23 protein-coding genes are annotated in these 26,690 nt (G+C 35.6%); 6 read left to right on the forward strand and 17 right to left on the reverse strand.

Going from position 1 to position 26,690, the window contains the following annotated elements:
- Positions 1–10: 10 nt before the first annotated feature.
- From ACLMCG_RS13500 to ACLMCG_RS13510, 3 genes are all read right to left on the reverse strand, one after another.
- Complete coding sequence (locus tag ACLMCG_RS13500) at positions 11–1,603, reverse strand: SulP family inorganic anion transporter (protein ID WP_223598447.1); 1,593 nt, start codon at positions 1,601–1,603, stop codon at positions 11–13.
- A 147-nt stretch (positions 1,604–1,750) separates the two neighbouring features.
- Positions 1,751–2,050, reverse strand: coding sequence for a hypothetical protein (locus tag ACLMCG_RS13505; protein WP_047380370.1), 300 nt, complete (start codon positions 2,048–2,050; stop codon positions 1,751–1,753).
- Between the two features lie 21 nt (positions 2,051–2,071).
- Positions 2,072–2,740, reverse strand: a complete 669-nt coding sequence (locus tag ACLMCG_RS13510) for a carbonic anhydrase (protein WP_223598448.1) — start codon at positions 2,738–2,740, stop codon at positions 2,072–2,074.
- A 366-nt stretch (positions 2,741–3,106) separates the two neighbouring features.
- On the opposite strand from ACLMCG_RS13510, the gene ACLMCG_RS13515 reads away from it, so the two are divergent.
- Both ACLMCG_RS13515 and ACLMCG_RS13520 read left to right on the forward strand, forming a co-directional pair.
- On the forward strand, positions 3,107–4,243 hold the full coding sequence (locus ACLMCG_RS13515; protein ID WP_413959902.1) for a helix-turn-helix domain-containing protein: 1,137 nt from the start codon (positions 3,107–3,109) through the stop codon (positions 4,241–4,243).
- A gap of 131 nt (positions 4,244–4,374) precedes the next feature.
- Positions 4,375–4,980, forward strand: a complete 606-nt coding sequence (locus ACLMCG_RS13520) for a DUF2306 domain-containing protein (protein WP_413959903.1) — start codon at positions 4,375–4,377, stop codon at positions 4,978–4,980.
- Between the two features lie 26 nt (positions 4,981–5,006).
- Here the strand turns inward: ACLMCG_RS13520 and ACLMCG_RS13525 are convergent, their stop codons facing one another.
- The 7 genes from ACLMCG_RS13525 to ACLMCG_RS13555 all read right to left on the reverse strand — a co-directional run bounded on the left by ACLMCG_RS13525 (position 5,007) and on the right by ACLMCG_RS13555 (position 16,900).
- Positions 5,007–6,212, reverse strand: coding sequence for a phosphoethanolamine transferase (locus ACLMCG_RS13525; RefSeq protein ID WP_413959904.1), 1,206 nt, complete (start codon positions 6,210–6,212; stop codon positions 5,007–5,009).
- Between the two features lie 982 nt (positions 6,213–7,194).
- Positions 7,195–12,159 (reverse strand): T9SS type A sorting domain-containing protein, encoded by a 4,965-nt coding sequence (locus tag ACLMCG_RS13530; RefSeq protein WP_413959905.1) that lies wholly within the window; start codon positions 12,157–12,159, stop codon positions 7,195–7,197.
- 404 nt (positions 12,160–12,563) lie between these two features.
- Complete coding sequence (locus ACLMCG_RS13535; RefSeq protein WP_223598453.1) at positions 12,564–13,118, reverse strand: serine O-acetyltransferase; 555 nt, start codon at positions 13,116–13,118, stop codon at positions 12,564–12,566.
- Positions 13,119–13,129: 11 nt separating this feature from the next.
- Entirely contained in the window at positions 13,130–14,275 is a 1,146-nt protein-coding gene (locus tag ACLMCG_RS13540; protein WP_413959906.1) for a glycosyltransferase, read from the reverse strand.
- Positions 14,276–14,285: 10 nt separating this feature from the next.
- Positions 14,286–15,266: a glycosyltransferase family 2 protein gene (locus tag ACLMCG_RS13545; RefSeq protein ID WP_413959907.1), complete on the reverse strand. Its 981-nt coding sequence runs from the start codon at positions 15,264–15,266 to the stop codon at positions 14,286–14,288.
- A complete protein-coding gene (locus ACLMCG_RS13550; protein WP_413959908.1) occupies positions 15,248–16,378 on the reverse strand; it encodes a glycosyltransferase in 1,131 nt (376 codons plus the stop codon). Before ACLMCG_RS13550 ends, ACLMCG_RS13545 begins: the two co-directional genes overlap by 19 nt.
- A gap of 6 nt (positions 16,379–16,384) precedes the next feature.
- The gene (locus ACLMCG_RS13555) at positions 16,385–16,900 is read right to left on the reverse strand and encodes an acyltransferase (RefSeq protein WP_223598457.1); all 516 of its coding nucleotides are present in this window, start codon (positions 16,898–16,900) and stop codon (positions 16,385–16,387) included.
- A gap of 107 nt (positions 16,901–17,007) precedes the next feature.
- On the opposite strand from ACLMCG_RS13555, the gene ACLMCG_RS13560 reads away from it, so the two are divergent.
- The 3 genes from ACLMCG_RS13560 to ACLMCG_RS13570 are packed head-to-tail and all read left to right on the forward strand — an operon-like array spanning position 17,008 to position 18,998.
- On the forward strand, positions 17,008–17,979 hold the full coding sequence (locus ACLMCG_RS13560; RefSeq protein ID WP_413959909.1) for a 3-oxoacyl-ACP synthase III family protein: 972 nt from the start codon (positions 17,008–17,010) through the stop codon (positions 17,977–17,979).
- Between the two features lie 27 nt (positions 17,980–18,006).
- Positions 18,007–18,240: a phosphopantetheine-binding protein gene (locus ACLMCG_RS13565; protein WP_047380387.1), complete on the forward strand. Its 234-nt coding sequence runs from the start codon at positions 18,007–18,009 to the stop codon at positions 18,238–18,240.
- A complete protein-coding gene (locus tag ACLMCG_RS13570; RefSeq protein ID WP_223598459.1) occupies positions 18,240–18,998 on the forward strand; it encodes an SDR family NAD(P)-dependent oxidoreductase in 759 nt (252 codons plus the stop codon). The genes ACLMCG_RS13565 and ACLMCG_RS13570 overlap by 1 nt, the downstream gene beginning before the upstream one ends.
- 1 nt (position 18,999) lies before the next feature.
- On the opposite strand, the gene ACLMCG_RS13575 is transcribed toward ACLMCG_RS13570, so the two are convergent.
- Genes ACLMCG_RS13575 through ACLMCG_RS13585 form a run of 3 tightly spaced genes read right to left on the reverse strand, consistent with a single transcriptional unit; the run spans position 19,000 to position 21,535 of the window.
- On the reverse strand, positions 19,000–20,154 hold the full coding sequence (locus tag ACLMCG_RS13575) for a glycosyltransferase (RefSeq protein WP_413959910.1): 1,155 nt from the start codon (positions 20,152–20,154) through the stop codon (positions 19,000–19,002).
- Positions 20,154–20,993 carry a glycosyltransferase family 2 protein gene (locus tag ACLMCG_RS13580; protein ID WP_413959911.1) on the reverse strand — a complete coding sequence of 280 codons (840 nt, stop codon included), beginning with the start codon at positions 20,991–20,993 and terminating at the stop codon, positions 20,154–20,156. Before ACLMCG_RS13580 ends, ACLMCG_RS13575 begins: the two co-directional genes overlap by 1 nt.
- Positions 20,990–21,535 (reverse strand): acyltransferase, encoded by a 546-nt coding sequence (locus ACLMCG_RS13585; RefSeq protein WP_223598462.1) that lies wholly within the window; start codon positions 21,533–21,535, stop codon positions 20,990–20,992. Before ACLMCG_RS13585 ends, ACLMCG_RS13580 begins: the two co-directional genes overlap by 4 nt.
- A 167-nt stretch (positions 21,536–21,702) precedes the next feature.
- On the opposite strand from ACLMCG_RS13585, the gene ACLMCG_RS13590 reads away from it, so the two are divergent.
- On the forward strand, positions 21,703–22,737 hold the full coding sequence (locus tag ACLMCG_RS13590) for an acyltransferase family protein (RefSeq protein ID WP_413959912.1): 1,035 nt from the start codon (positions 21,703–21,705) through the stop codon (positions 22,735–22,737).
- A 48-nt stretch (positions 22,738–22,785) separates the two neighbouring features.
- On the opposite strand, the gene ACLMCG_RS13595 is transcribed toward ACLMCG_RS13590, so the two are convergent.
- The 4 genes from ACLMCG_RS13595 to ACLMCG_RS13610 all read right to left on the reverse strand — a co-directional run bounded on the left by ACLMCG_RS13595 (position 22,786) and on the right by ACLMCG_RS13610 (position 26,571).
- Complete coding sequence (locus ACLMCG_RS13595; protein WP_413959913.1) at positions 22,786–23,724, reverse strand: glycosyltransferase family 2 protein; 939 nt, start codon at positions 23,722–23,724, stop codon at positions 22,786–22,788.
- Between the two features lie 10 nt (positions 23,725–23,734).
- Positions 23,735–24,733, reverse strand: a complete 999-nt coding sequence (locus ACLMCG_RS13600) for an acyltransferase family protein (protein WP_413959914.1) — start codon at positions 24,731–24,733, stop codon at positions 23,735–23,737.
- A gap of 13 nt (positions 24,734–24,746) precedes the next feature.
- Positions 24,747–25,574: a glycosyltransferase gene (locus ACLMCG_RS13605; RefSeq protein ID WP_223598466.1), complete on the reverse strand. Its 828-nt coding sequence runs from the start codon at positions 25,572–25,574 to the stop codon at positions 24,747–24,749.
- 130 nt (positions 25,575–25,704) lie between these two features.
- On the reverse strand, positions 25,705–26,571 hold the full coding sequence (locus tag ACLMCG_RS13610) for a glycosyltransferase family 2 protein (protein ID WP_413959915.1): 867 nt from the start codon (positions 26,569–26,571) through the stop codon (positions 25,705–25,707).
- Positions 26,572–26,690: the final 119 nt, after the last annotated feature.

A 26,690-nucleotide genomic window follows, 5' to 3' on the forward strand; every position in this document is an offset into this window, starting at 1 on the left:
TAAATGGAGATTACATGGCTCTTTTGTGAGTAACCAGAATATGGGAATCCTCACTTCTTTCGTAATCTCTGTATGAAGTTTTAAAGCCCAGAAGTTCTACATTGATGTCCTGTTCCTTTGCACGGATATTGGCAAAATCCTGAATCATTTCCAGTACATCCGTTGCGATGTATGAAGTGCTTCTGGCATCAATGATCACCGTTGAGCTTGGTTTTATATTTTTAAGTGTTTTTTTGATCGCTGCTTTATTTAAAAATGAAACTTCTTCAGCTAGTTTTATGTTAATTCCATCTGCATCATCCAGCCTTTCTCTGCTTAAATAATAAGCTCTTTTCATATTTCCCTGAAGAATATAGAAAACAGAGATGGTAAGACCAATTCCGACCCCTTTTAATAAATCTGTTGCCACTACCGCTACCACTGTTGCTACAAACGGAATAAACTGGAATTTTCCTAACTGCCAGAAATGTTTGAATGTAGCGGGCTTTGCCAGTTTATATCCTACTAAAATTAATACCGCAGCCAAGGTAGCCAATGGGATTAAATTTAAAACAACAGGAATAGACAGCACACAGATCAATAAAAATATCCCGTGAATAATAGCCGATACTTTAGATGTTGCTCCTGCATTAGCATTGGCAGAACTTCTTACCACAACAGACGTCATTGGGAGACCACCGATAAAAGAACTGATAAGGTTCCCGATTCCCTGAGCCTTAAGCTCAAGATTGGTATCTGTAATTCTTCTCTGCCTGTCTAGTCTGTCTGATGCTTCAATACAAAGTAACGTTTCAATGGAGGCTACAATAGCAATTGTTGCTCCCACGATCCATACTTTGGGATTTGTGAAACCATTAAAATCCGGAGTGGTAATCAGGTTTTTGAAATCATCAAAAGTCTGTGGAACTGGTAAAGAAACCAAATGCTGGGTTTGGATAGCCAGAGAGCTTCCGGACATCTTAAAAAGTTGATTCAGAAGAATGCTTACAATTACGGCAACCAGTGCTCCCGGAAGCATTTTCATCCTTTTCAGAACGTGGATTTTATCCCATGCGATAAGAATTGCTACTGAAACTAAAGTAATAACAATGGCTCCCGGATGGATAGCCCCAAATAATTCTGTAAAATATCCGAAGTTTAAACCATTATCAAAAATAGATTCATGACCTTCATAATCTTTGTCAAATCCTAAAGCATGCGGAATCTGTTTTAAAATAATAATGATTCCTATGGCTGCAAGCATTCCTTCAATCACGTTATTGGGAAAGTAATTGGAAATGCTTCCTGCTCTTACAAATCCTAAAACCAATTGAATAAGTCCTGCAATAATCCCTGCACAAAGGAAAAGCTCAAATGCGCCAAGATCTGTTATAGCTGTTAAAACAATTGCCGTTAAACCTGCTGCAGGCCCGGAAACTGAGATATTAGAATTACTGATTGTTCCTACTACCAGACCGCCTACAATACCCGCAATAATACCGGATAATGGGGGAGCACCTGATGCTAAAGCAATTCCTAAACACAACGGAAGTGCTACTAAAAATACCACGAGTCCTGAAGGAAAATTCTCCTTGATTCCTCCTATTAATGATGTCTTTTTCATAATGTGAAGCTGTAAAGTATAACCGGCTTATTTGTTTTTAAATAAGTCAATTATAAAAAGTTGAGAAAAAATAATTTTTAAAGTACGTGTGTATCCGATATCAAAAAATGATATGGAAATAGTATCAAAAAAATCTAACTATAGGAGTTACGCTTCCGGAGGGGGAGAAAATATAGTAAGTAAAGGTGATAAATGAAAAGAATCATCTATCAGTACAAAAGAAACGCCCTGAAAATCAGGTTCGGAAAACTTCAGATAATCGAAAACATCCAAAGGTTTCGGAATAGTTTTTTCGTAAACAATGAATGAGGACGGATGAGAATGTGGTTCTTCTTCGTTGATTATGATATTCGTTCTTGCAATATCCCAGCCCGCTACCGCAGCAATGCCTGGCAGCGCTGTAAAATTCAGAAAAAACGTTAATACAATAATACTCCAGAATTTCATTTTACATTCTTTTTAGAAAAACTACTTGGTCTTTCTGCTCATTACCCAATCTGAACCTGTAAGATTGTAGATCTTTTGGATGTCTTTTAAGGTTTTCTCAAAATCAATCTCCAGATCAATGATTTTACCTGTTCTAAGGTCAAATACCCAGCCGTGTACAATAGGTTGTTCTTCTAAAATATACCTTTCCTGTACGCAGGCCATTTTGATTACGTTGATGCACTGCTCCTGAACATTAAGTTCTACAAGTCTGTCATAACGCTTGCTCTCGTCTTCAATAGAATCCAGCTCTGTCTGATGCAATCTGTAAACATCACGGATGTTTCTCAGCCATGGATTCAATAATCCCAGATCCTGAGGAGTCATCGCTGCTTTTACACCACCGCAGTTATAATGTCCGCACACTATAATGTGTTTTACTTTAAGATGTTCTACAGCATATTGAATAACGGCTGTGGAACTCATATCTAAAGTATTGACAACATTGGCAATGTTTCTGTGAACAAATACTTCGCCCGGCTTTGCTCCCATCAATTCTTCTGCTGTGGCTCTGCTGTCTGAACATCCGATATAAAGGAATTCAGGGTGCTGAGTTTTTGCAAGTTCTTTGAAGAAATTCGGGTCTTCAGCTACTTTGGATTCTACCCATTTTTTGTTGTTTTCGAAAATAACCTCGTACGATTGTGACATAATTTTAAATTTTTAAAAGTTTATAATTATTTATTTCGTTTAAATTATTTCCAAAATCAATAGACTAAATCAATAATTGTGCAAAAATATACTTTTTGTTAAAAAGTCAATCACTTTTAACAAAGTTTAATATTAAATATGCTTAAAATCATATTTAATATTCCGGTATACTTTGTTTTATAAGGTAATCCAAACGTTTAAAACCATGATAAAATTACGAAGTATAAATTAAAATTCGAGATTTGTGAATTAAAATATTCTTAATTTATTTGCCTGATCATGTAGCTGTTGCAGGAAAACCTATTAAAAACAGTCATATATGTTAAAAAAATGAATAATTTAACGCCTTGATAATCTATCTATTTGATGTCTGATCTTGGTTTACAATCTTTATCATCATTATTTTATTGGGCAGGAATTTTTATTGCCTTTTTTTCATCTTTTCTGATATTTGGGAAATCTAAGAAGGTGACTGCAGACTATGTGCTGGCAATATGGTTTATGATCATAGGAATGCATCTTATTTTCTTTGTTTTGTTTCGTGGAGATGGTTATTTGAATTTTCCTTCTCTCATTGGTTTCGAGATTCCATTTCCTTTTATGCATGGTCCGATGTTGTATTTGTATATTTTGTGTGTCACCAACCATTCAGGTAGAAAGATCTGGCTGCTGCATTGGTTTCCGGTTCTGCTGATCTACATCGCTTTATCTCAGTTTTTACTGCTCTCTCCTGAGGATAGAGCAGCAGTATATCAGAATAAAGGAAAAGGATATGAAACATTGAGCGAGGTAATCAAAATTCTTATGATTCTCTCGGGAATTTTGTATGTAGGGTTAAGCCTTCTTGCAGTCAGAAGATATAGAAAAGAAATCTCCGACCAATATTCAAATACTGAGAAAATCAATCTGAACTGGGTGTATTATCTTATTATTGGCATAGCGTTGATATGGATTGCCGTTATGATAAGAAACAATATTCTTATTTTTTCTATGGTTGTTTTGTTTATCCTGGTTGCAGCTTATTTTGGAATCAGCTGGGTGGGGATTCTGGATTATTCAGAGGTAAAAACTGAGGGTGCTATTGAAAAGATTACAGTTGAAAATAATCCCGAAGTTCCAAAATATGAGAAAACCTTTGCAGGGGAAGAGGCAATACAGGATATTTATAATAAGCTGGTGATTCAGATGGAGAAGGAAAAACTGTATAAAGATCCTGAATTGAACCTTAATTATGTTGCAAAACTTTTGGGTGTCCATCCGAATATACTTTCTCAAACCATCAATTTTGTTGAAAATAGAAATTTTTACGATTATATCAACAGGCAGCGGATTGAAGAATTCAAGAGAATAGCAGTATTACCTGAAAATGGAAAGTTTACAATTCTTTCATTGGCATTTGAGAGTGGATTTAACTCAAAAACATCATTTAACCGGAATTTTAAGAAATACATGAACTGTTCGCCGAGAGAATTTTTAAAAAGTCAGAGTATTAGTATGGAATAACTTTACTTATTGATTTTATTAAAGGTAAGTTGTTTTATTTTAGTGACTTAAATGTTTGTTCCATCTTTCATTTTGGAACAGATGAAGCATTTATAATCCTCATTTTTACAGAAAAATTGAATCAGACTTCTATGAGAAAATTATTATTTGTAATCATGTGTGCGTTGGCATTGCTTATTGGTGCTTATCCTCTTCTTTATGCTTTTGTAGAGCATAAACATACCTTTTTAGGTTCCAAATCTCCAGAAATACTTCATAATATTATCTGGAAAACTGCATTTTTTGCCCATATCATTTTCGGAGGTCTAGCACTTTTTATTGGTTGGCGTCAGTTTGGCAGTTCATTCAGGAGTAGATATCTCAAGATCCATAGGAAACTTGGAAGTATCTATGTGATTGCAGTGGTTATAAGTTCCGTTTCAGCTGTTTATATGGGTTTTTATGCCAATGGCGGACTGATTTCCGCAATTGGATTTATCTGTTTAGGATGCATCTGGCTGATGACGACTCTTATGGCAGTTGGGCAGATAAGAAAAGGAAATGTTGTGATGCATCAACAGTTCATGGTTTACAGCTATGCCTGTACTTTTGCCGCGGTGACACTGAGATTGTGGTATCCATTGCTAACCAATATTACCGGTGATCCTGAGAATTCTTATATTGCCGTTGCCTGGTTGTGCTGGGTTCCTAATTTATTGGTTGCTTATTTGATCAATAAAAGAATAGTTTTGGTATAGATTTTCTTTCAAAGGAAGATTATATTCTATTCCGGCAGCTTTTCATACTCCATACTTTTCATTTCCAAATTTAAATATTTATTTTCTTCATTTTTATAATGCTGAGGGGCCTCAAGACCCATGTATTTCATAATCAGAGGATAGATATAAGTCGTTTGGGTCTGTTTGGTTTCATGTCCGGTGATTCTATACGTTGCAGGAACCTTATCACCATACCATACAAAAAACGGAACCTGAGTAGATTCTTTAGAGTCTACGTGCAGTAATTTGTCACCCTGTATTTTAATTCCATGGTCTGAAGCATAGATGACTACAGAATTGGTATTTTTTAATGTTCGGAAAATATTATTGAAAACATAATCCGTGTATTTTATAGAGCTGTCATAGCAGTTTAAATTCTCAGAATTCCAGTTGGGAGGAAGCCTGTTGCAGGGATTCGGATGGCTTCCCATGATGTGGAGAACCACAAATTTATCTTCTTTTTTCTGAATCACCTTCTCCAGTTCCGGAACAATCACTTCATCATAGCCGTTTACCCATTTTTTATTTTTAGACATTGATGCGATGGCTGTTATTCCTCTTGCGCTCGCATGTGTGCTAAGCCAGAAAGAATTGTATCCGGTTTGGTTGGCCAGATTAATGATATTGTAGGATAGCTTGTCATAACGGTATCTGAACTCATCCGGATGAATGCTGGACAGCATTAAAGGAACGCTCAGATTGGTAATTCCTGCAGGAGAAACAGCATTGTCAAAAATCATCATATTTCCGGCCTGCTGATCCGTAAAAGGAGTAGTTTTCTTGTTGTAGCCGTATAATGACATGTTTTGTTTTCTCTCAGACTCTCCAATGATTAAAATTACATTTTCTATTCCTGGCTGTATTTTTTTGATATTAAAAACCGGAATATTCTTTGTGAGGGCATTGATATCTTCCTGAATATCTTGTGCAATGCGGAAATCAGTATAATGATAGTATACATTTTTAATCATGCTTCCTCCACCTTTATTACTTACATATCTATGTTTGAGGAAAAAAATGAATGGCATGATAAGCCACAATAATGCAATAAATATGAACTTGAAATTGAAAGTAACTACGCTTTTTCTCAGATAGTTGATCGTATATAGCATTATACCCCAAAATAGTAAACATAAAATACCAGGTAGGATAAACATATAAGACATACTCATAGCCTCGTTCACATTAGACTCTACAATACTTATGGCCATTCCTATATTGAATCCGGAATGATAAATAAGAAAGCAGGAGGCTGAAATAAGAAAGTTAAGACTTAATAATAAGCATAGGATAACTGCAATAATGGATGTATATTTATTTTTAAAGAGAAATGCGTTGAATACAAGAAACGAACAAAACATAATTCCATACTCAAAAATATTCCGGATACTATCCAATTTTTCAGGACCAAATAAATTATCAAAGATATAAGGAAATGAAATCAAAAAACCTGTTAGGTATATTATTATGAGAAGAATTGGAACTATTTTTTTGAGCATGATTGTATATATGTTTTCGGGGCTGTTAAGATCATTTTTTAATCATCTTTCTTAAGTGTCTTCCGGGTAAGAGCCTGCTGAATATCAGAATCATGTGTTGCATGAGAAGAATTATTATCGGATAACAATTCTTAGAGATTAAAGATATTGTATCAACTCAAAAAAGAAACTTTTGAAAGATAAATTGCTACAGTTGCATGACGGAGCGTTATTTCTGTCCGTTTATATTTTCAATGATGGTAGAAAAAGTAACTATAGAGTTGATATTGCAGATAAAGAATGGGAATAATGAGGGTGTGTTTCTTTCATCAAAAATTATTTTTTTAAATTAATAATAAGCCTGGGTTGTGTTTTTAATATTAAGCGATTTTTTTCAGAACAAGTGACATTGGAATCATCCGGATTATACAACATAATATTGTTTATAAAGCCGGTTAATTGTATCGTTATTTTCATAACCAAACAATGCCTTTTTTACAAATGTACACGAAATTACCGATAAATACAAGTAGAATTTTTACGATAAGTGGCTGAAATTACTACATTTTATGGTTGATATAATCCATTGTAGCATTTGGGATAGGGATGATTTTTGTTGAATTTTCTATTATAATTAAGAGAATTTGAAATTTTAATATTTTTAAATAAAGAAAACGGTCCCAATTGGGACCGCTAATTTTAGAGTAGGAGATGATTATTCCTTGATGATTTTCACCAATGCTTCAGAATTGTTGATTCTTACTAAATAAGCTCCGGATATCAAAGATGAAAGATCTGTCTTTTCATTTTCGAATTTGCCGGACTTGATAAGTTGTCCAGACATATTGTAAATCTGGTAATAATATTCCTTCACCTCGTTAGGTTTGATATACAGAATACTTTTTACTGGATTCGGGAAAACAGTCAGTTTGTCCTTTACAACCATTTCCGTAACTTTGGCTTGTTCAAAGGTATTGGTTGCTTTTCTAAAGGCATCCTTAGGTACAGCAATCGCATTAGGGTTGTATCTCGGAATCTCTTTTCCTTCAGCATCATATTGAATCTTAGCACAACGGCAAGACATTCCTGCCTGTGGTGAGAATGCAAAGGAAGGATTCAGGAAATACAACTTATCATTTGTACCGGTAGTAATTTCTATATTGAAATACATTCCTGCTGCTTGTCCTGCTGTTCCTAATGGGGAAGAAGTCCAAATACCTGACCTTCTAAGATGAGCTGTTACATCTGGAGTTACTATTTCGTCAAGTGTTTTCCCTCCTAAGAAGCCTCTGATACCATTGTTGGCATAGTTTCCAATGTTGTATTCAGGTCTGTTTAGAATGAATCCATATCTTATAGGCAGCTTATTGGTAGGTATTACCCTTACATATCCACCTAGATAAGTCATTTTATTGATATTATACGCCTCATTGCTTACGAATGCGTTAACATCTGAAGGGTCTATTCCATACAGGTTTTTATAAACTCCTGATTGTAGGATGCTAAACTTGGCATTATAGAACCAAGGCGAATTACCTTTAGCATATGCTAAATATCCATCAAATATATTGACTCCTTCTGTGGATGTACCTTGCAAATCTGGTATTCTCCATCCTTCAGGGCAAGGGTCATAAGGGGATTTTTCGGTGGCATGTCCCCAACGATTTGAAAGCAGCCCATTCTCATCAGATAACCAATCTTTAACTGCATTGGTAGAATTATTATACATGAATATGAACGGATTGTTTACAGAATATTTTATGATTTTTTTTATTCTGTCGGATGTAGTATCATTCGAATTGACTACACTTGAATACGTGGAATATTCTTTAGTATAATTTGCTTCGTAGCTTGTATTGTTGATTGCGGCAGAGTATATTGGGGTAGTGCCACTTAAACCTGTTTGTCTGAAAACAGTATAGACATTGAATGAACGGGATGTATTGTAAAAGCCTCCGGGATTATAAAATACTGGAATTGGGTCTTTTCTTCCCCATTGGAAGTGCATACCACCACTGTTTTTTATCTGCAATACCCTTAAGCTATTGGCCGCCGTTGGGTCAGCTGGATTGTATGATAGAGGGTCAGCAGTTGTTTCTGCAGGCTGTGCCATATGTGTATCAATAAAAGGCATTTGTGCACCTAAATCCCTATCCATTAAAATGGTTTTTAAAGGTACTCCATAGTAGCTGTTCGTAGGGTTCACGATCTGGTTACTTGTGTCAGGTTTAATGCCTTCGTTGGCTACGGTCTCTGTCGTGAATTCAGGTTGCTGTTGTACGATTGATTGTGGAGCCCATATATGCCAGCTCCAGATAATAGGGTCACTGTTGTTATTGTTTGCCCACTGTCCTGAACTTCCAAGATGGAATGCAACTACCGCATTACCCGTTTTGTTTTCGTTAAGCGTTACTCTTAATATTGCATTTTCTATAGAGCCGTCTATTATTTCAACTTTTGAAATCAAAGTTTTATCCGTTGTCCAAACAATGGAAGTTGATTTAGTATTTCCAGTAGGGAAATCATTATTCTCCGATAAGTATAGTTTATACATCGCATAGGCTTTTCTCAAAGGGATATCGATGATTCTATCTTTATCGGCTGGATTAGCAGTAGCTAATGTTGAGTTGGTATACTCAATGTAGCTGTTAGATTCCTTTGTCCATTTCTTTAATTCTTCCAACGTATATTGTGTTGGAGAAGCGGTCACATATTCTGTTTCAAAGGAAGTTGGCATATAGGCGTCATTTGGGTCCTTTATACAACGTACAGCTCTTGTTTCATAGGTGTTTCCTTCCAGAACACGATTGTACGCTATATTATGCCACCCCACATTTGAATGTCCAGGGACATTTCCAGCATCAGATATAAGGAAAAGGCCTCTGGCTCCTGTAACAGGAGTTTCTCCTGGACTGATGGAAGAGAAGAACGTGGAAGCGTGGAGTGCTCCATCACTGTGCTGATCCTGAAAACCTATGATTGGCTGTTTGTATAGTTTGTTCCCATCCCTTAAGCCATCAATCTGTGCACTGGTACGATTGGCCAGAGTCATTGGTTGAGGGTAGTATTCATAGTTCCCAGTGATTGGCAACATTCCTAAATTTCTATCTGCAACATTGCTCAGGTCAAATCCATAACCAGGATATACCTTTATTCCTGGATATTGAACATTTGGAGTATTAGGAAGAATATCCACATTACCCAGGCCTCCGGTTTTACCCCATGGGCTGGATTTAGGTGAGGCATCTACAGATGAGTAGAAAGAAGGAACCCTCCATCCACAAGGGCATGGGTCATAAGAGGATTTCATTGCATATTGCTTACTTTCCTTAGCAACGGTTGCATCAGAAGTATTCATGTTCACCCATTTTCCACCACGGGTATCTCCCCATAGATCCCAGGTTTCATTATCGTAATGGTTGTTACTATTAAATACCTTGTACTTGTTTTTTGAGAACCATGTGGTTTGCTCCTTTCTTTCCCAATCATTGGTACCAGGACCTTGAATCAAGTAATTTTCTCCATTGTTAACAGGGGTTTCCCCTATTTTATACACATAAACCGGTGGAATAATTAAGTTGATTGGGTTGTTGATGGAATATCTGATGTTTCCATTAGGTGAATCAAAACCAGTATTGTCGGTTGCTGCATAAAGATTTCCTCTATATTTTGAAGGAACAGAACCTTTCAATGTTCCTACTTCTCCTCTGATGGTATATAGGGAAAGATCCTTATAATTGGATGGGAACGGGTCTTTTCTTCCCCACTGATATTGCAACCCTCCTGATTTGTGGAAATCATGGCCTACAAGGTTGGCATTGGTTGCTCCAAGGTTTCTGTCCATCCATTTCCAGTCCGTTACCAGGTTGTTGTTTTTATCAGCCTCAAATCCTTGATGATAAGTGCTTCCATTCGTTGGATCATCTGTAACCCAAACGTGCCATGTCCAGTATACCTTGTCATCAATACGATAAGAAACAACGGCATTTCCTTCCTTCAATTTATTGACAAGTACTTTAATCTTGGCATTTTCTCCTGTTCCTTCCAATGCCACTGATTTTATCAATCCCACTTCATCTTCCCAATATAATCCGGCCTTGGCAATTCCTACATCCGGAATTTTGGTGTAGCTGTTTTGTTCATCCTTCATGAGATCTCCTCCTTTTGCCCACATTTCATATGCTTTTTTGACAGGAATATAAAGACCATCCACATTATTACCATTTTTATCTTTTCCTGTAAAAATGTAGCTGTTGGGGGCTTTGGTCCAGTCTATCGCGTTATTGTCCGGAAGAGCTCCTGAGTTTATTGTGAAACATGAATTTACACATTCTCCAACATTATAAGGGATATTGAAAATTCCTACATAGTTGATGAATTTTGATATTTCCGATTCAATATCCTGTAGTGAACGTACAGGTTGATAGAAACTGGTGATATTATTTCGAAGGGCACCCATACCATATAAAGTCATTTCTGGTGTATTAGAAATAATCAGATCTTCAGAACCCGGTCCCCTGCGGGCATTTCCTTCATTATTGGTATAACCGAAATAAGGATCACCATAATTACTGTGAGCCGTAAGGTTGGTAATGTTAATGTAGGATCCATTACTTTTGTATACCCTGAATCCTGTAATATAGCTGGATACAATTACGATAGGTTCCTGGTCAGTCATGAAGTCAGATAGTTTTTCATGGATGGTGTTGTACATGTTGAAGTATCTGCTTTCCAGATTGTTTGGATTCTTAAAGTTGTGATAACCTGGTCCGTTGGGTTCTCCTGGCCATTGGCTGAACTTCATCATCAATCCGTTGATTGAATATTTTCCTGCAAACATATATACAGGATCATCATAGCTATACAAATAAGGGATTGGATGTCCAGGCATTTCGTTGTAAATGAACTCTGGAGTGGCACCCAATGTATCACTTATAGCTCCTGTATTAATCATTTTCACGGATTTACTTCCATTTGTATCTGTAAGGAGATCCGAAGGATTCGTTGGAGAGAATACAACATCATCTTTTTTATTGTTCATGATGACATTGCTAAGTTTATTCCAGGCATGGGCTGACGTTACTCTGTCTTTGATACCCGTAACTTTTCCTGTATTGTCTAGGATCAGCGTTCCTTCTTTTTTGGGTGTCAAAAGAATGGTGTATTCATTTTCGTCAAGGTCGCAGTTGGCAGGGTTGTAATCTCCTTGTTTGTAATGGCTTACGGACTTGTTCCATACCACGCTGTTGAAATTGCTGAGGTTTGAGTTGGAATTCAATTCAATCTTCAGGTTGTAGATTGCTGTAGTTGCTTCAGGCAGTTCAAAAACAGCTTTAAGATTTTCATTGTACTGATTGTAGGAATACAGAATCTTGCACCAAGCGGTGACCCAGTTGCCTTGCGGGGTCTGGTACTTAATCTCCATTCGGACATCGTCGCTGGTAAATGGTTTTGTAAATTTTCCTTCAATAACTACCAACCCTTTTTGGTTGACGTTCTGCTGAATGGTAAAACCTGGATCTAAATCATAGATATAAGGCGGCGTATAATGACTCACCCCTGGAGGTTTTTCTTTTCCATAACTGTACTCTGCCGGAATGGAAGAGAGTCTGGAAAAAGCTTGGCTGGGTACTATACAGAATAGTACGGCAATAGCTCTGAGCATAGACTTTTTTTTCATGGTGTTTAGAATTTATTAAACGTTGTGTTTTTTGGAGTTTTAAAATATTCAGATTCACAATAAAAGACCAGCTTGCTTTCTTCATTTATTGTGAAAAAAAAAGCAAGGTCCATAAACATGAGTGTTTACAGATGTTCTGATTTTAAATACTGATGCTGTGTTTCTGAAGTGTAAAAGAATGGGCAGTCGTAGTTTTTCAACTACCCGGTTGAATTTGAGTGTTTTTTTTCATAGTTGTGTGTTTTTTAATTTTTTAAAAATGAATTATAGTATTACTGTTTTCATTTTTTTGTAAAAATAGAAAAAAATAATAAATTCCAAATAGTATAGCAGAATTTTATGATTGGTTCTGTTTTAGACTATGTTACGCCAGACTTTTCAAAAATCTTCAGACGTTGGCAGGTTTATATCTTATTGTTGATATAGCCTTGTGTTGCTTTTGAATTTGGAAAAATTTTTCCGGGGTTTCCCATAACTATAGAATCCTGTGGCACATCAAAATTAACATAAGAATTAGGAACAATCAATACATTATTGCCAATAGTAATACCTCCTACAATTACAGCATTGGTGCCTATCCATACTTCATCACCAATAACGGGAGAACCTTCATTTTTCCCACGGTTTTGCTGGCCGATGGTAACTCCTTGCGCGATATTACAATTTTTTCCAATAACTGTTTTCGGATTGATGACAAGACTTCCCCAGTGTCCCAGATAAAAACCTTCCCCAATCTGAGTTTCAGGATAAATCTGAAATCCGTATTTGATCTGATAATGTCTTAATACAATTCTCCAGAACGTATTCAAAAGAGGGCTTTTCTGATACTTCTGAGCCTTTCTCAAAATGTAAACAAAATGAAGATTAGGATTAATACATTTTTTCCAGATCTGAAATGTTGAAAGCCATTTTCCGCTTTCCCGGTAAAAGTCTTTTTGAATGATAGAATAATCAGCCATTGTCAATGTTTTTATGCTTCATCAATTATTTTCTGAAGATGTTCCACAGATTTTTCCAATACAAATGGTAGCTCTGTTTGTGAAATCTGTTTTTTGTATTCCTCAGTGATATTTTTATCAGTAAGAAACTTTTTCATTCCTTCATATATTCCTTCTTCAGAGTTTTCTGTGATATTTCCCAGTTTTCCGTCTTGCAGAAGGTCTTTGATACCAGAAATATCCGTTGCAGAAATAGGTTTGTTAAGAATAAGTGCTTCGGCGATGATGGTAGGGAATCCTTCATGTCGGGAAGACATAATATAAAAGTCTGCTTTTTTCATATATGGATACGGGTTACTGCTAAAGCCAAGCATTTTTGCAGTATCCTGAAGTCCTAACGTATTAAGCTGATTCTGAATAGTCTCAAAGTCATAGCCATCGCCAATGATTAGCAATTGATGTTTGAATCCTTCATCTATCAATTTTTTATGAATATTCAATAACCTGTCATACCCTTTCTGTGGATATACGGTTCCTACAGTTACAAAAGTGGGAAAGTCACTACTGAAAGGATAGTCGTTGATTTCAACATCAGCTTTTTTTAAAGTATCATTTTTATCTATCGGATTAAAGATTTTGATCACGTTTTGTTTCTCCTCATCATTCTCCGCAATCTTCAGCATTTCTTCTTTCAGTTTATCTGAAATTACCAGTATTCTGTCGAATTTAAAAAGCTGTCTGATTACATCGTGTGTATATTCTTTCAGATTAAAAATATCATTCTGAATCCAGATTATTTTTTTTGAATCCTTTTGCGGACTGGAAAGCAGCTCTTTATACATCCCATGAATAGCCGCTATTTCCACATCATATTTTTTGTTTTTCAAAACAAATCTGTAAAGAAGTGATGGAAACCATAAAAACATTTTCTGATACAATACCCTGAATGCCTTCACCGGAATTTCATGAGGCCTGTTGGTGGTAATCATTTCTCCCTTAAGTAAATAATGCAGGTTGACCCATGACGGAATTTCCTTGATATACATTCCCGTATACAGGTTGATTAGAAGATCTATTTCATATTTATCCTCTGGAAGGTTTTTGAGAAAGTTGACAAGAACTTTTTCTGCACCGCCATGACGGAGGGAACCGATACGTATAAGAATTTTTTTCTTCAAAGGAGTAGTATTATTTATTTAGATTTCTTTTAAGTTTCAGGAGCAACTGAAATTGTCCGGTTTTGAGAAGTAAAAATAAAACTTTTCTATAAACCCCGATGTATATAAAATAATTAATATCCATGGATGATTTTAAACGGCTCAGATTCTTATGCGCTTCTTTTCTGTTTAAATTTTTACCAATAATTCCCTGATCTATGCTGGCTTCAATAATATCCCAGTTTACCTGATATAGATATTTTTTTATTTCTTTTCCGGACTGCTGTTTATGCAAAAAAATAAAGTCCTTAATGGCAGTATGTAATTTGAATAAGGATTCAAAGGAATGTTGTGATCTGCTCAGGGAGCTTTCAGTAAACTCATAATGATAAAGCGATGCGTCAATGATCTTTATCGCTTTAATTTGTTTTATATATTCCAAAAAGAACATCAAATCTTCACCATAGCTAACTGCCTTGTTGAAAGTAATCATATTGCCTGTTATTATTTCTCTTTCAAAAAATTTAGCAACAGGTCCCCCGAAATACAATAAATTATTTCTGACAAATAATTCTGTAAAATCTTTTTGTATATCATAGGTTTTATAATGAAGATCTCTCGTTTTACCTCTTATAATATTTTGAAGCAGTAGAGTATCAGATGATGTATAATTATCAACAAAAGCCTGGAAATAATTTTTTTCAATCCAATCATCAGAATCTATAAAACAGATTATTTTTCCTTTTGCATGAGAAATGCCAATATTTCTTGTATCGCTTACTCCGCTGTTTTTAATTTTATCAATGGCTTTGACTCTGTGATCTTTTTCAGCAAATGAATTCATTATTTCTAAAGAACGGTCTACAGACCCATCATTAATTAACAGCAATTCAAAATCTTTATAGCTCTGTTCTAAAATAGAATCAATACATTGATGCAGGCTCTCTGCGGAATTGTATACCGGTATGATGACAGATATATGTATATCGTGCTCTAAAGTATCTTTTCCCATTGCGGTATTATTTTTTCTTTACTCCATTTCTCTGATTCTGTTTTACTGGATATCATGAGTTCAGTAAGTTCCTGTGGATTATTAATCAGATGTTTTAACTTTACGATAAAATTCTCCTTATCATGCATCTTAATCAAATAGCCATTATTGGCATTGATGATTTCGGAAGGGCCTGTAGGGCAATCGTAGGCTATAAGTGCATTGCCGCAGAACATAGCCTCAATAAGAACGGTAGGCAGCCCTTCGTTTAATGAGGTCATGCAAAAGATTTTTGATTTTTTGTATAGCTGCAGTATTTTCTCCTGAGGAATGCTTCCCAGAAATTCAATATTTTGAAGACCAAGGTTTTGGGCCTGTTCTTTTAGTAAGGTTCTTTGAGTACCATCTCCTGCAATAATGATTTTCCAATCTTCTCCTATTTTACATTCTTTGATAATGTTAATAAAATCTTTTACATTTTTTTCAGGATCCAGCCTGCTTACTGCACAAATAATATTCTCTTTGCTCGTAATGTCCAGCTTAAAACTTTCATAATTATCCCCAATAATATTGGAAATAACGATTGAATTTGGATTTATTTTTTTGTAATGTTCCAACGATGTATGAGTCAGAGAGATAATGGAGCGTAGATTTTTATAATACTTTCGCAAAATATTATAGTAAACCAAGCCGCCGGTCTGGTAGCTGATATGTTCCCACGCAATTGTTTTCTTACCTACCTGGCTATTGATGGCCAGCATTGATGAAATTTTATACCAGCAGGAAACAATAGTATCATAATTCTGATGGTTTTCCTTGATCCATTGGTTTAAAACCCTGTATGTTCCAAAATCATAGAAGTAAGAGTAAATATTATATATTTTGGGGATTTTATTATATTTTTTATAAATAGAGGTTCCAAATCTGGAATATTTGTCGCCAAAAGCATTGATGTAGTGCTTTTTTACTTTAGGATGTATGGGATAGAAATCCTGATGAGCTTCCAATAGGAAAAGAATTTCGATATCATAGTTTAACTCTGCCAGTTCTGAAGTGAGCTGAGACAGTACTTTGGCTACACCTCCGGGCTTAGTATTCTGATAATATATAAATAAGATTTTTTTTCGTTCCATTTGTGTTTATTTAATTCTCCTTGCTTTTTTGAATTTATAAGGGAGATTTTCTTTGATATAGGCATCCAGCTTTTTTCTGTCTTTCTCCAATTCGCGGGGATATTCCGGGTTGTTTTTAAGGACAATATCACCATAATCTTCAATGGTGCACAAGAATTGGGCCGGATTTCCAATAAACACGGTATTGTCAGGCATAGACTGTGACAGCACAGAGTTAGCTCCCAGAATACAGTTGTTTCCAATCTGTACATCCTGCATGATTACAGCATTGAGACCAATTGTACAGTTGTTTCCAATCTTTATTCTTCCAAGAATTCTGGCGTCTTCATATCCCGGAAGTCTTCTCAGTAGAGTAGTGGTTCCGCCGTGATTTACAAACCTTACATCACCTGCAATATTCACATTATCTCCAATCTCGATAAGGTAAGGTTCAGTTCCAAAATATACCTTATCGGGCATATTGAAGTTTTTTCCTACCTTCATACCTCTATATTTAGCCACTTCAAGACTACCTCTATTCATAAAAGAATGATAAAGAGCGTCTATTTTTAATAGGATTCTGAATATAAAAATCATCACAAGTGTAAAGTTGTTTTTGTTACTTTTGCAAAGAAAGAGAATTTATTAATATGATGAAAATTTCAAAAATAGAATATTATCTGCCTCAGCAGGTGTTAACTAACGAGGGTCTTGAAAAATTGTTCCCTGAATGGAGTTCAGAACGTATCAAGGAGAAAGTAGGTATTTCCCAACGTCATATTTCTTCAGACAATGAAACGGTGCTGGATATGGCTGTACAATCTTCCGAAAAGATTTTCGAAAACTATGACCGGGACAAAGTAGATTTTATTTTGTTCTGTACCCAAAGTCCGGAGTATTTTCTGCCTACAACGGCCTGTATTTTGCAGGACAGATTGGGGCTTAGAAAAAATATCGGAGCTATAGACTTTAATCTTGGCTGTTCAGGATTTGTGTATGGACTGGCTTTTGCGAAAGGACTGATTGCTGCAGAAATTGCAAAGAGTATTCTTTTGGTTACTTCAGAAACGTACACCAAACATATTCATCCCGATGATAAAGGAAACCGAAGCATATTCGGGGATGCCTCAGCTTCAGCAATTGTTGAAAAAGCAGAGGGTAATGACTATCAATTCTGTCTGGGAACAGACGGGAGCGGTGCCGAAAACCTTATCGTGAAGAAAGGGGCTTTCAAAAAAGACTTTGAACTGAATCCCGAGCATGAATTCAGCCCTGAAAATATTTATATGAATGGTCCTGAGATTTTTAATTTTACGATTGAAAATATCCCGGGATTGGTAAAAGAAACCCTTGAAGTAAACGGAATGACGATGGATGATATTGACCATTTTGTTTTTCACCAGGCCAATTCTTTTATGCTGAATTATTTAAGAAAGAAAACAAAAATACCGGCTGAAAAGTTCTATATTGATATGGAAAATACCGGAAACACTGTTTCTGCAACTATTCCTATTGCTCTTAAAAATATGATGGATAAAGGAATGCTGAAGGAAGGAGATAAAGTTTTAATGGCAGGCTTTGGAGTAGGATATTCTTGGGGAGCTACCATTATGGAAATTTAAGATAACAAACATTTAAAATTATAAAATATGAAAACATCCGTTTTTTTAGAAAAATTACAAGAAGAATTGGAGGAAGATGAAACATTGACGACTGAAACGAATTTAAAATCTTTGGAAAGCTATGACTCTATCAGCTTACTTTCTGTTATTGCATTTGTAGACGAAAATTTCAGCAAAAAAATTGATACCAAGCACTTTAAAGATATCGAAACCGTTTCAGATCTGATGAATGTTATAGGAAAAGAAAATTTTGAAGATTAATGGATGCTTTCTCATTAAAAAATAAAATTATTCTCATTACAGGCGCTTCTTCCGGAATAGGGAGAAGCTGTTCTGTAGAATGCAGCAAAAGCGGCGCAGATCTGATTCTCGTGGGAAGAAACCAGGATGAACTGATGAAAACCGTTGCTCTGCTGAATCCTGAAACGAAAGTTGAGATCATTGCCGAAGATATTACCCAATCTGAAAACCTTGAAGCAATTATTGCGGATAAAGTTTCAGTTTTAGGCAAAATTTCAGGATTTATACACTGTGCCGGTATCGAGAAAACATTACCGTTAAGAAAGCACAATCCTCAGCTGTACCAGGATATATTTGCAGTGAATGTCATTGCCGGACTTGAAATTGCTAAAATCCTTTCTCTAAAAAAGTATAAAGAAGAGACGTCCAGTTTTGTATTTATTTCTTCCGTTGCAGGAATGGTAGGAGAGGCTGGAAAAGCGGCTTATTCTGCCAGTAAAGGGGCTGTCATTTCAGGTGCCCGTTCGTTGGCAATGGAACTTTCCAGAAGTAATATCCGTGTCAATAGCATAAGCCCTGCGATGGTGAATACCCCGATTCTGGAAAAAATGTTTGAAGGTATTGGTGAAGAAGCTTCATCCGAAATCATAAAAAAGCATCCGCTGGGAATAGGTGACCCTAAAGATGTAGCGAATGCTTGTATTTTTTTATTGTCCGATGCCTCAAGATGGGTTACAGGAACTAATCTTGTAGTTGACGGAGGATATTCTGCACAATAACTTATTTTTTGTACAGCGTTTCTATAATATTTTCTACGCTGTCAAATATTTTCTTATTGTCGAACTGACTTTCAATATTTTTAAGATTTTCTCTGATATGGAGAACAAGGCTGGGATCGGTAAAGAATGTCTTCATTGCCGTATACATTTCATCAACTTCATAACTAATGAGGTATCCCGTTTCCCGGTCTTTGATCATCAGCCCTACATCACCTACATTCGTTGCAATAATAGGCTTCTGAAGAATTAATGCTTCAGCAATTACCAAAGGCCATGCTTCAGATTCGGAAGGAAGGATAAAGTAATCTGCCTTTTTGATGTACGGATAAGGATTCATCTGATTTCCGGCTAAAATAAATGTTTTTTCAACATTGTTTTTTGCGACCTGAGCTTTAAGGTTTTTCATTTCATCACCATCGCCAATGATAATGATGCTGTGATGGAATCCTTCGTTGATAAGCCTTGTATGGGCTTCAATAAGTTTATGATATCCTTTTCTTGAATGAAGTCTCCCGATAGATGCAAAAACGGGTCCTTCAGGGAAGTTGTCAAGCTTTTCTTCCGCCTTACGTTTTATTTCTTCGATAGGAATAGGATTGATAATAACGCTCTCAGCAGGATAATTGAGATTCGGATAATACTGATGCATCATATCCTTTATTTTGTGAGAACAGTACACCATATGATCAAACTGAGGAAAACTCTTTAAAATATCAGGAACCAAAGGCTGGAATTTTGGAACATTGATTTCAGAGTGAAACCATCCTATTTTTTTAGAATTTTTATGGGTAGAACTGAGAATAGCATCATAATCCCTGTAATCCATCCCGATTTCTATATCAAAGGTATCATTGATTAGCCTGTCAGCAATGGCAGGGTTATTTTTAAGTTTACGAAGCTTTAACCTTCTCTTGACTAGTTGAACTTTCTGTAAGAGAGTATTGTCGGAAAAGTCTTCTTTTCCATCCGTAAGGTATATTTTTCTGATATGTTTCGGAAGCTCATTACGCAGCTTACCCTGGTTAAGAGTAAGACATACTGTTATTTCAAATTTGTCAGGATTCAGATTGTTGAGAAGTCCCAACAGTACTTTTTCTACCCCACCCATTTCCATGGAGCGGTGTCTGAACAAAATTTTTATTTTTTTTTCTATCATTATCCGAAGATTGATTGTAAGGTAATTTTTATTTTTTTCTTGATACGGAAAGGAAGCTTATGCTGATATTGCAGCAGTCCAAATATTTCATCCGCACCTGTATAATGATCAGGAATTTTCTGGCCATTGATGGTTGTAAGCCCTCGGCGCTTCATGGTATTGAAAATCACTTGAGCAAAATACTCATGGGATTTCTTTTTATTGTCATTCTGGGAAATTCCACCCTGGTGGGTTCTATACAGATAGTTAGTGTCATTGATGAACTGAACTTTCCCTTTTTCATACATTTTAAGGTACAGATCCTGGTCTTCTCCGATTTTTAAATCCGGATTCATTTTTTCAGTCTGCTCATACACTGCTTTTCTGAAAGTTACAAAATGAGCAATCTGAATGGGGAAATTAAAAAAATAAGGATCACCATTCGGTACCTGCATTGCAGATCTGAACGGAGAAATAGGTTTCAGATTCTGATCACATGTCATAAACCTTGAATAGGTAAGGACTGTATTTTTTTTAGTCTGAAAAATCTCCATACATTTTTGAATGGCTGTAGGGTTGATAGCATCATCAGGATCTAAAAATCCACAGATTTCCCCTTCTGCAAGCTCAATCAGTTTACTTTTTGTAACGCCTACACCGGAATTTTTTTCATTTTCAAAAAATTTAAACCTTTTATCATTTGAAATCATTTCCCGGATCATTGCCTTTTCATTTTCAGTGGAGGCATCATCCAGAATAACCGCTTCCCAGTTTGTATAGGTCTGCTGAAGGATACTTTCAAAACAGTCTTTGAAAAAATGAGCGTTATTATAATGGGCTATAAGAATAGAAAACTTCATGAATGTTCCTTAAAGATTAATTCCTGATGATTGATCACGGTCGTATTGGGAGGTACGTCTTTGTAAATGGTACATCCTGCCCCAATAATACAGTTATCCCCGATAGTAACTCCTTTTAAGACGGTAACATTACTTCCGAGCCAGCAATTGCTTCCGATTCTGATGGGAGCTGTGGTAAACTCAGCGTGAGACAGTTTAAAATCCGGATGGGTCTGATATGCATGGTTGTGATCATACAGTTTTACATTTTCTCCGAATAATGTATTGTCACCTATGGAAATGCTATCCAAACAGTTGATGGAACAGAAGTTATTCATGAAAAAATTGTTTCCGATTTCTAAAGTGGCATTCTGCTGTACAAGAATATGTACATAATTTCTGAAACTGACCCCATTGCCAATGGTCACTTTCTTTACATTTTCATGCAGAATGAAATGATCACTGATCCCAAGCTTTATCCCCTTGAAAGAAACATTAGGGTGTTTTTTGAGAAGTGAAACCTGGCTTTTCCGTTGAAGTTTTGCTAAAATTTCATAAAGCATACCTGAATTTATTTTCACATTTGTAGCCTACAAATATAATTTGTTTTACATAATTATAATAATAAATCTTATTTTTGTGCCTTAAAATTAATACTTTATAATAAATAAAAACAGTTCTCAGCGTTGAGTCTGCTGTGTTTTGATAAAGTAAAGCATTTTGCGGTTCTGTGAAGATAAGTCAGATTACATTTACCAGGTTTGTTGCCGCTATGGCAATTGTCATTTCCCATTTCAATAAAGATCTGTTTTTATATAAGATAGATTACATTTCCAATCTTTTTTTGAGAGCGAATGTAGGAGTAAGTTATTTCTTTATTCTTTCAGGATTTATTATGATTATTGCTTATCATAAAAAGGATAAAATTGATTATCTGGAGTTTTATAAAAACAGGTTTGCCAGAATCTATCCGCTTTATATGCTGGGACTTTTGCTGTATTTTATGACCAGATATGAAATGTTTGATTGGTATAAGCTGGTTTTATACGGATTGGGCATTCAGAGCTGGATACCGGGAGAAGCCATGATTCTTAATTTTCCGGGATGGTCTATCTCTGTGGAGTTTTTCTTTTATCTGCTTTTTCCGTTTTTATATAATTATTTTTACGCGAAGAAAAATAAAATGATCTGGGTATTTGCCATTGGACTCTGGCTGATTACTCAGGTGTTTTCAAACCTTTATCCTATGTATGGAGCCTATGAAGGGCCACACACGAAAAGTCACGAGTTTCTTTATTATTTCCCTTTCTGGCATCTTAATGAGTTTCTGATCGGAAATCTGGCAGGAATATTTTTTGTGAGAAATTATAAGCAGAAAAATTATGATCGTCAGGTGATTGCAGTCTTTTTACTGATCCTCGTGTCGCTGATGTTCGTTCCTCTTTTTTACCACAATGGTTTGATGGCTTTACTCTTTGTCCCTGCAATCCTTTTGATTTCTGCGAATAACGGGAAAGTAAGTAAGCTTTTTTCACTAAAGCCCCTGGAATATCTGGGAGAAATAAGTTATGGTATATACATTACTCATATTCCTGTTCTTTACCTGGTAAGGGAGTTTTTAAAATGGCAGGAATATACGTTCAGTATTGATATTGTATTTGTGATCTACATTATTGTTATGCTTTTTAGTTCTGCGGTTTTTTATCAATTTATTGAAAAACCAATGCGTGATCTTTTACGGAAGATTCATTTTAGTAAAAGATGAAAAATTAAAGATTTGTTTTTAAACTAAATATTTAGTTTAATTCTGTTGTTAGAACAAATCATTTCTAAAATTAATATTATAAAGACCTGAACGTATACTTTTATAATCCGTAAGAAGATACTTCAGTATCATTCCCCATTTTTTGAGTAGAGGAGCATTGGCGATCTGGAAACTTCTGTAGACTCTTTTGATATGAACCTTAACATCATCGGGAATGGTATTTTCATTTTCTGCCCAATGATTGACCTCTTTCCACAATACAACTCTTGTGGAGGCCGGTTTAACTTCTCTGGAATCTATTTTAGTAATTCTGTTATTCTCATGAACTCCTCTTACGGCTACTGCCTTATCAAGAATCCCCGGATATAAATTCAGATAGTAGGAGAGTCTGAAAAGAAATTCAGTGTCCTGATGAAGCTTTAAATGAGTTTTAAAGAAATACTCCATGTTTTTTAAAGAACTTTTACGGATGGTCAAAGCATCAATGCTGAAAAGTCCGAAAGTTCCTATCATATTAAGCTGCCCAGGAAATACATCTTTTGGAGGATATTTCTTGTAAACCGTAGTCAGACGGTCTCCAAAGACCTTGTAATACTGTTCTTTTGCTTTCTCCGAATAATAATGAACCCCGATTGCACCGTAAACTCCTTCCACATCTTTATTGACAAACAGTTCTTTTTCTGCATCAAAACGGTTGGGAAGATAGTAATCATCTGCATCCAGGAAAGCAATAAAATCTCCTTCCGCTTTTTCCAACCCTAAATTTCTGCTGGCACCCGCTCCGTGATTGCCTTGATCAGGATGCTGAAAAAGCTTTACTCTACTATGTTTTTCAGCGAGTTCCTTACAAACCTGCAATGCATTGTCCGGAGACTTGTCTTCTACCAACACCACTTCATATACCTCTTCAAACTGAAGCGCGGAATCTACGGCCTGGGAAACATATTTTTCGGCATTGTAAACGGGAATAATTACTGAAATTTTCATTTGTATCGGATTATGCTTTTAATTTAATTTTTAAATAATTGGTGACTCTTTTCTCAACAAAATAATACAGAAGTGATGCCACTATAATAACCACGGCAATCTTAAATATAAAAAAGGGAAAGCTGAGGTAACCTTCAACTTTAAATCTTTTTAAAGCAATTTCTACAAAAGGATGTGACAGGTATAGTGAATAGGAAATGTCTCCCAGAAAAATAAAGGCTTTGTTTCCTTTAAACTGAAAAACATAATCAAAAGTTAAGAAAGAAAAGACAAACAGAGAGATAATAGCCAGCTTTATCATATCATTATCTATCGGGATAATGCTAAGCAGGACCAATGTAAATAATACGATTCCTGTTACAGAAAGTAATGCTGCCCAATTCTTAGGAATTGTATATCTGTTCAGTAAAAGAGCAAAAAGAATCCCCACAACAAAATAAAGATTCAGAGAGTGGGTTACCATTCGCAGATAAGGGCTTTCAAATTGAATAAAAGAACCTAAAATTGATGTAAGGATGAAAAAAACTGCAATGAAATAATATCTCTTTTCCTTAAAAAATAATGAGAGTCCGAATATAAGATAAAAGAACATCTCAAAATTTAAGGACCAGCCTAAGAAAAGGACCGGGAATTCTTTCTTCGTTGGAAGGAATAATAATGAATGGATAAGCTCATAAAGGCCTGCCCCATGAAAATAAAGGAGAAAACTCCCTCCTGGTATCATCGCAGCGAAAGTCAAAAGATAATACAGCGGAACAATTCTGATCACCCTTCTTTTGTAAAATAAAGTGATCTGCTGAAAAGAATTTTTACTGAAATTTATTTTTTGAGTGGTGAAAGCCATGATAAATCCACTGATAATAAAAAATACGGGAACACCGATACTCCCTTTTTTAAAGAGAATATCGCCAAGATCCAGCCCAGGTAGATTTATTGTTTCACGAAAATGAAAGCAACATACCAATAAGGCTGAAATCCCTCTTAATATCTGGAGGTTGTTAAGCTTCATGACTTACTGAACCTTATTTTTTAAATATCTTTTTCAAAATAAGTCCCATTACAAAAGGCACTCTGGCAATATTATGCTGAAGTGTTTTGAATCCGTCTATTGTAAATTTGGTGTCTTCTGTCATTCCATATTCTGAAAAATCTACTTCAGGAACAGCTTTGTGTTTAAAGGTGACATTCATTAAGTTGTACTGATGGATAACCTGGATGTACATCTCTTTACTGTCTTCCACAGAAAAATCAGGGTAATGGCGATAGCTGTTGTGAGCCCTTTCCTTTAGCATTGTTTTGAAATTGTCTACACTTTCCGCTAAGCTTACAAAGGGGTTTACTACAGCGTTATACACATTCACTACTGCTTTACGGTCCGGAAGCATGGTAAGCTGATATCCTCTTCTTAAATCTATGACCAGGTCATGAATTGGTTTGAAATGCTCTTGTACCGTTTTTATATAATCCTGATGAAGCATATCATCATTATCCAGTTCGCTGGTGATCACAAATTTTGTGTCAGAAGTGAAATATTGAGGGATTATTTCTACTGCTTTTGTTTTCATTACATCAAAATCCTCTACAAATACCGCTTTGAAAGTTGGATATTCCGTTTCAATTTCTTTAATGATTTTTCTAAACTTATCAGATGTATTGGTGTCGAAAAAAGTAAGCCAGACGTAGTTTTGATTGGTTTGATTTTTATATGAAGGAAGCACGTAAGTTCTGAATAATTTGAAGCGGTCATCCAGCCATTCTTCAGTAAGAGGTTTATATCCTGAACGTGTTTCGTTCCAGCCTTTTGTAGGAACATTGAATCTTGTCATGATTACGTGTACAAATTGACTCATCTAAATAAATTTATTTAAAGTTATATAATTTTTCAAGGTTTCCGCTGTAAATCTGTTTTGACAGCAACCTAGCTCATTTGTGTAGTTTTATGGATATATAGTGTTTTTCCAGAGGCATTGAAACCTAAATTTAGCCATCTGCATTCTTTCGAAAAAACTTGTAGTAAAATCTTTTAAAAGAAAGATATTTAGCAACTACAGCCAGAGGAATCATTTTTTGAAATTCCTTTCTTTGCTGTACAAGCTGGGTTGTACGAACTTCTATGATATAATAAGCAAGCTTGTCATGAACATCTTCGCCGTAAAGTTTTTTTAAGGTAGGTAAAATTTTAAGGCGCTGTTTCATGATTTTAAGCGGATCAGCGGACATATTATCATTGACGTCTTTTCTGTAATGAGCGAGAGGTTCATTGATCAAAAGAGCCTCAGGATTATCTTTGGTGATATAGATCCACATTACCCAGTCTTCACAGCTGGTAAGGGTAATATCAAAAAGAAAACCTTCCAGAAGTTTTTTATGGATTAAAGCGCAATGGATAGGAATAGAAAATCTCAGATCCCAACCATAAACAATTCCATCAAATGTCAGGAAACTCTGCTCAATATCTTTATATCCCGGAAGATGAGCTTGGTTTCTATAAATTGTGTACTGACTTACAATCAGGGGGTATTCTTTATCTCCGGAAAGGCTTTTTGAAAATTTTTCACGGTGGATGAGGTCATCAGAATCCAAAAACTGTATATAATCTCCGGTCACGATTTCCAGGGCTGCATTTCTTGCAGAAGATAAACCTCCGTTTTCTTTATAAAGATATCTGAAGCGACTATCTTTTTTTACCCATTTATCAGCTACTTCGTCAGTATTATCAGGTGATCCGTCATTGACAATGATACATTCCCAATTTTCATACGTCTGATCCAGTATAGACTGCAGACATTCGTCTAAAAACTGAGCCTGTTTGTAGCAGGGGACAATTACGGATATTTTGGGATTCATTTTCATTTTTTATTCAATAGGTTTAATGTGTTTTTTATGCTTCATCTGGTCGTAAAACCACTACTTTTTAATTGTTTTTTTCTTGACCTTAATACTATCTTAAGCTTTCTTGTCGAAGG

It is taken from the genome of Chryseobacterium sp. S90, from assembly GCF_047444895.1.
In the GTDB taxonomy this organism is placed as follows: Bacteria; Bacteroidota; Bacteroidia; order Flavobacteriales; family Weeksellaceae; genus Chryseobacterium.

Bases quoted from the DNA above. Each gene is read 5' to 3' on its own strand.
- ACLMCG_RS13500 (WP_223598447.1), bottom strand. From the start codon at position 1,603: ATGAAAAAGACATCATTAATAGGAGGAATCAAGGAGAATTTTCCTTCA.
- ACLMCG_RS13505 (WP_047380370.1), bottom strand. From the start codon at position 2,050: ATGAAATTCTGGAGTATTATTGTATTAACGTTTTTTCTGAATTTTACA.
- ACLMCG_RS13510 (WP_223598448.1), bottom strand. From the start codon at position 2,740: ATGTCACAATCGTACGAGGTTATTTTCGAAAACAACAAAAAATGGGTA.
- ACLMCG_RS13515 (WP_413959902.1), top strand. From the start codon at position 3,107: ATGTCTGATCTTGGTTTACAATCTTTATCATCATTATTTTATTGGGCA.
- ACLMCG_RS13520 (WP_413959903.1), top strand. From the start codon at position 4,375: ATGAGAAAATTATTATTTGTAATCATGTGTGCGTTGGCATTGCTTATT.
- ACLMCG_RS13525 (WP_413959904.1), bottom strand. From the start codon at position 6,212: ATGGCCATAAGTATTGTAGAGTCTAATGTGAACGAGGCTATGAGTATG.
- ACLMCG_RS13530 (WP_413959905.1), bottom strand. From the start codon at position 12,159: ATGAAAAAAAAGTCTATGCTCAGAGCTATTGCCGTACTATTCTGTATA.
- ACLMCG_RS13535 (WP_223598453.1), bottom strand. From the start codon at position 13,118: ATGGCTGATTATTCTATCATTCAAAAAGACTTTTACCGGGAAAGCGGA.
- ACLMCG_RS13545 (WP_413959907.1), bottom strand. From the start codon at position 15,266: ATGGGAAAAGATACTTTAGAGCACGATATACATATATCTGTCATCATA.
- ACLMCG_RS13550 (WP_413959908.1), bottom strand. From the start codon at position 16,378: ATGGAACGAAAAAAAATCTTATTTATATATTATCAGAATACTAAGCCC.
- ACLMCG_RS13555 (WP_223598457.1), bottom strand. From the start codon at position 16,900: ATGAATAGAGGTAGTCTTGAAGTGGCTAAATATAGAGGTATGAAGGTA.
- ACLMCG_RS13560 (WP_413959909.1), top strand. From the start codon at position 17,008: ATGATGAAAATTTCAAAAATAGAATATTATCTGCCTCAGCAGGTGTTA.
- ACLMCG_RS13565 (WP_047380387.1), top strand. From the start codon at position 18,007: ATGAAAACATCCGTTTTTTTAGAAAAATTACAAGAAGAATTGGAGGAA.
- ACLMCG_RS13570 (WP_223598459.1), top strand. From the start codon at position 18,240: ATGGATGCTTTCTCATTAAAAAATAAAATTATTCTCATTACAGGCGCT.
- ACLMCG_RS13575 (WP_413959910.1), bottom strand. From the start codon at position 20,154: ATGATAGAAAAAAAAATAAAAATTTTGTTCAGACACCGCTCCATGGAA.
- ACLMCG_RS13580 (WP_413959911.1), bottom strand. From the start codon at position 20,993: ATGAAGTTTTCTATTCTTATAGCCCATTATAATAACGCTCATTTTTTC.
- ACLMCG_RS13585 (WP_223598462.1), bottom strand. From the start codon at position 21,535: ATGCTTTATGAAATTTTAGCAAAACTTCAACGGAAAAGCCAGGTTTCA.
- ACLMCG_RS13595 (WP_413959913.1), bottom strand. From the start codon at position 23,724: ATGAAAATTTCAGTAATTATTCCCGTTTACAATGCCGAAAAATATGTT.
- ACLMCG_RS13600 (WP_413959914.1), bottom strand. From the start codon at position 24,733: ATGAAGCTTAACAACCTCCAGATATTAAGAGGGATTTCAGCCTTATTG.
- ACLMCG_RS13605 (WP_223598466.1), bottom strand. From the start codon at position 25,574: ATGAGTCAATTTGTACACGTAATCATGACAAGATTCAATGTTCCTACA.
- ACLMCG_RS13610 (WP_413959915.1), bottom strand. From the start codon at position 26,571: ATGAATCCCAAAATATCCGTAATTGTCCCCTGCTACAAACAGGCTCAG.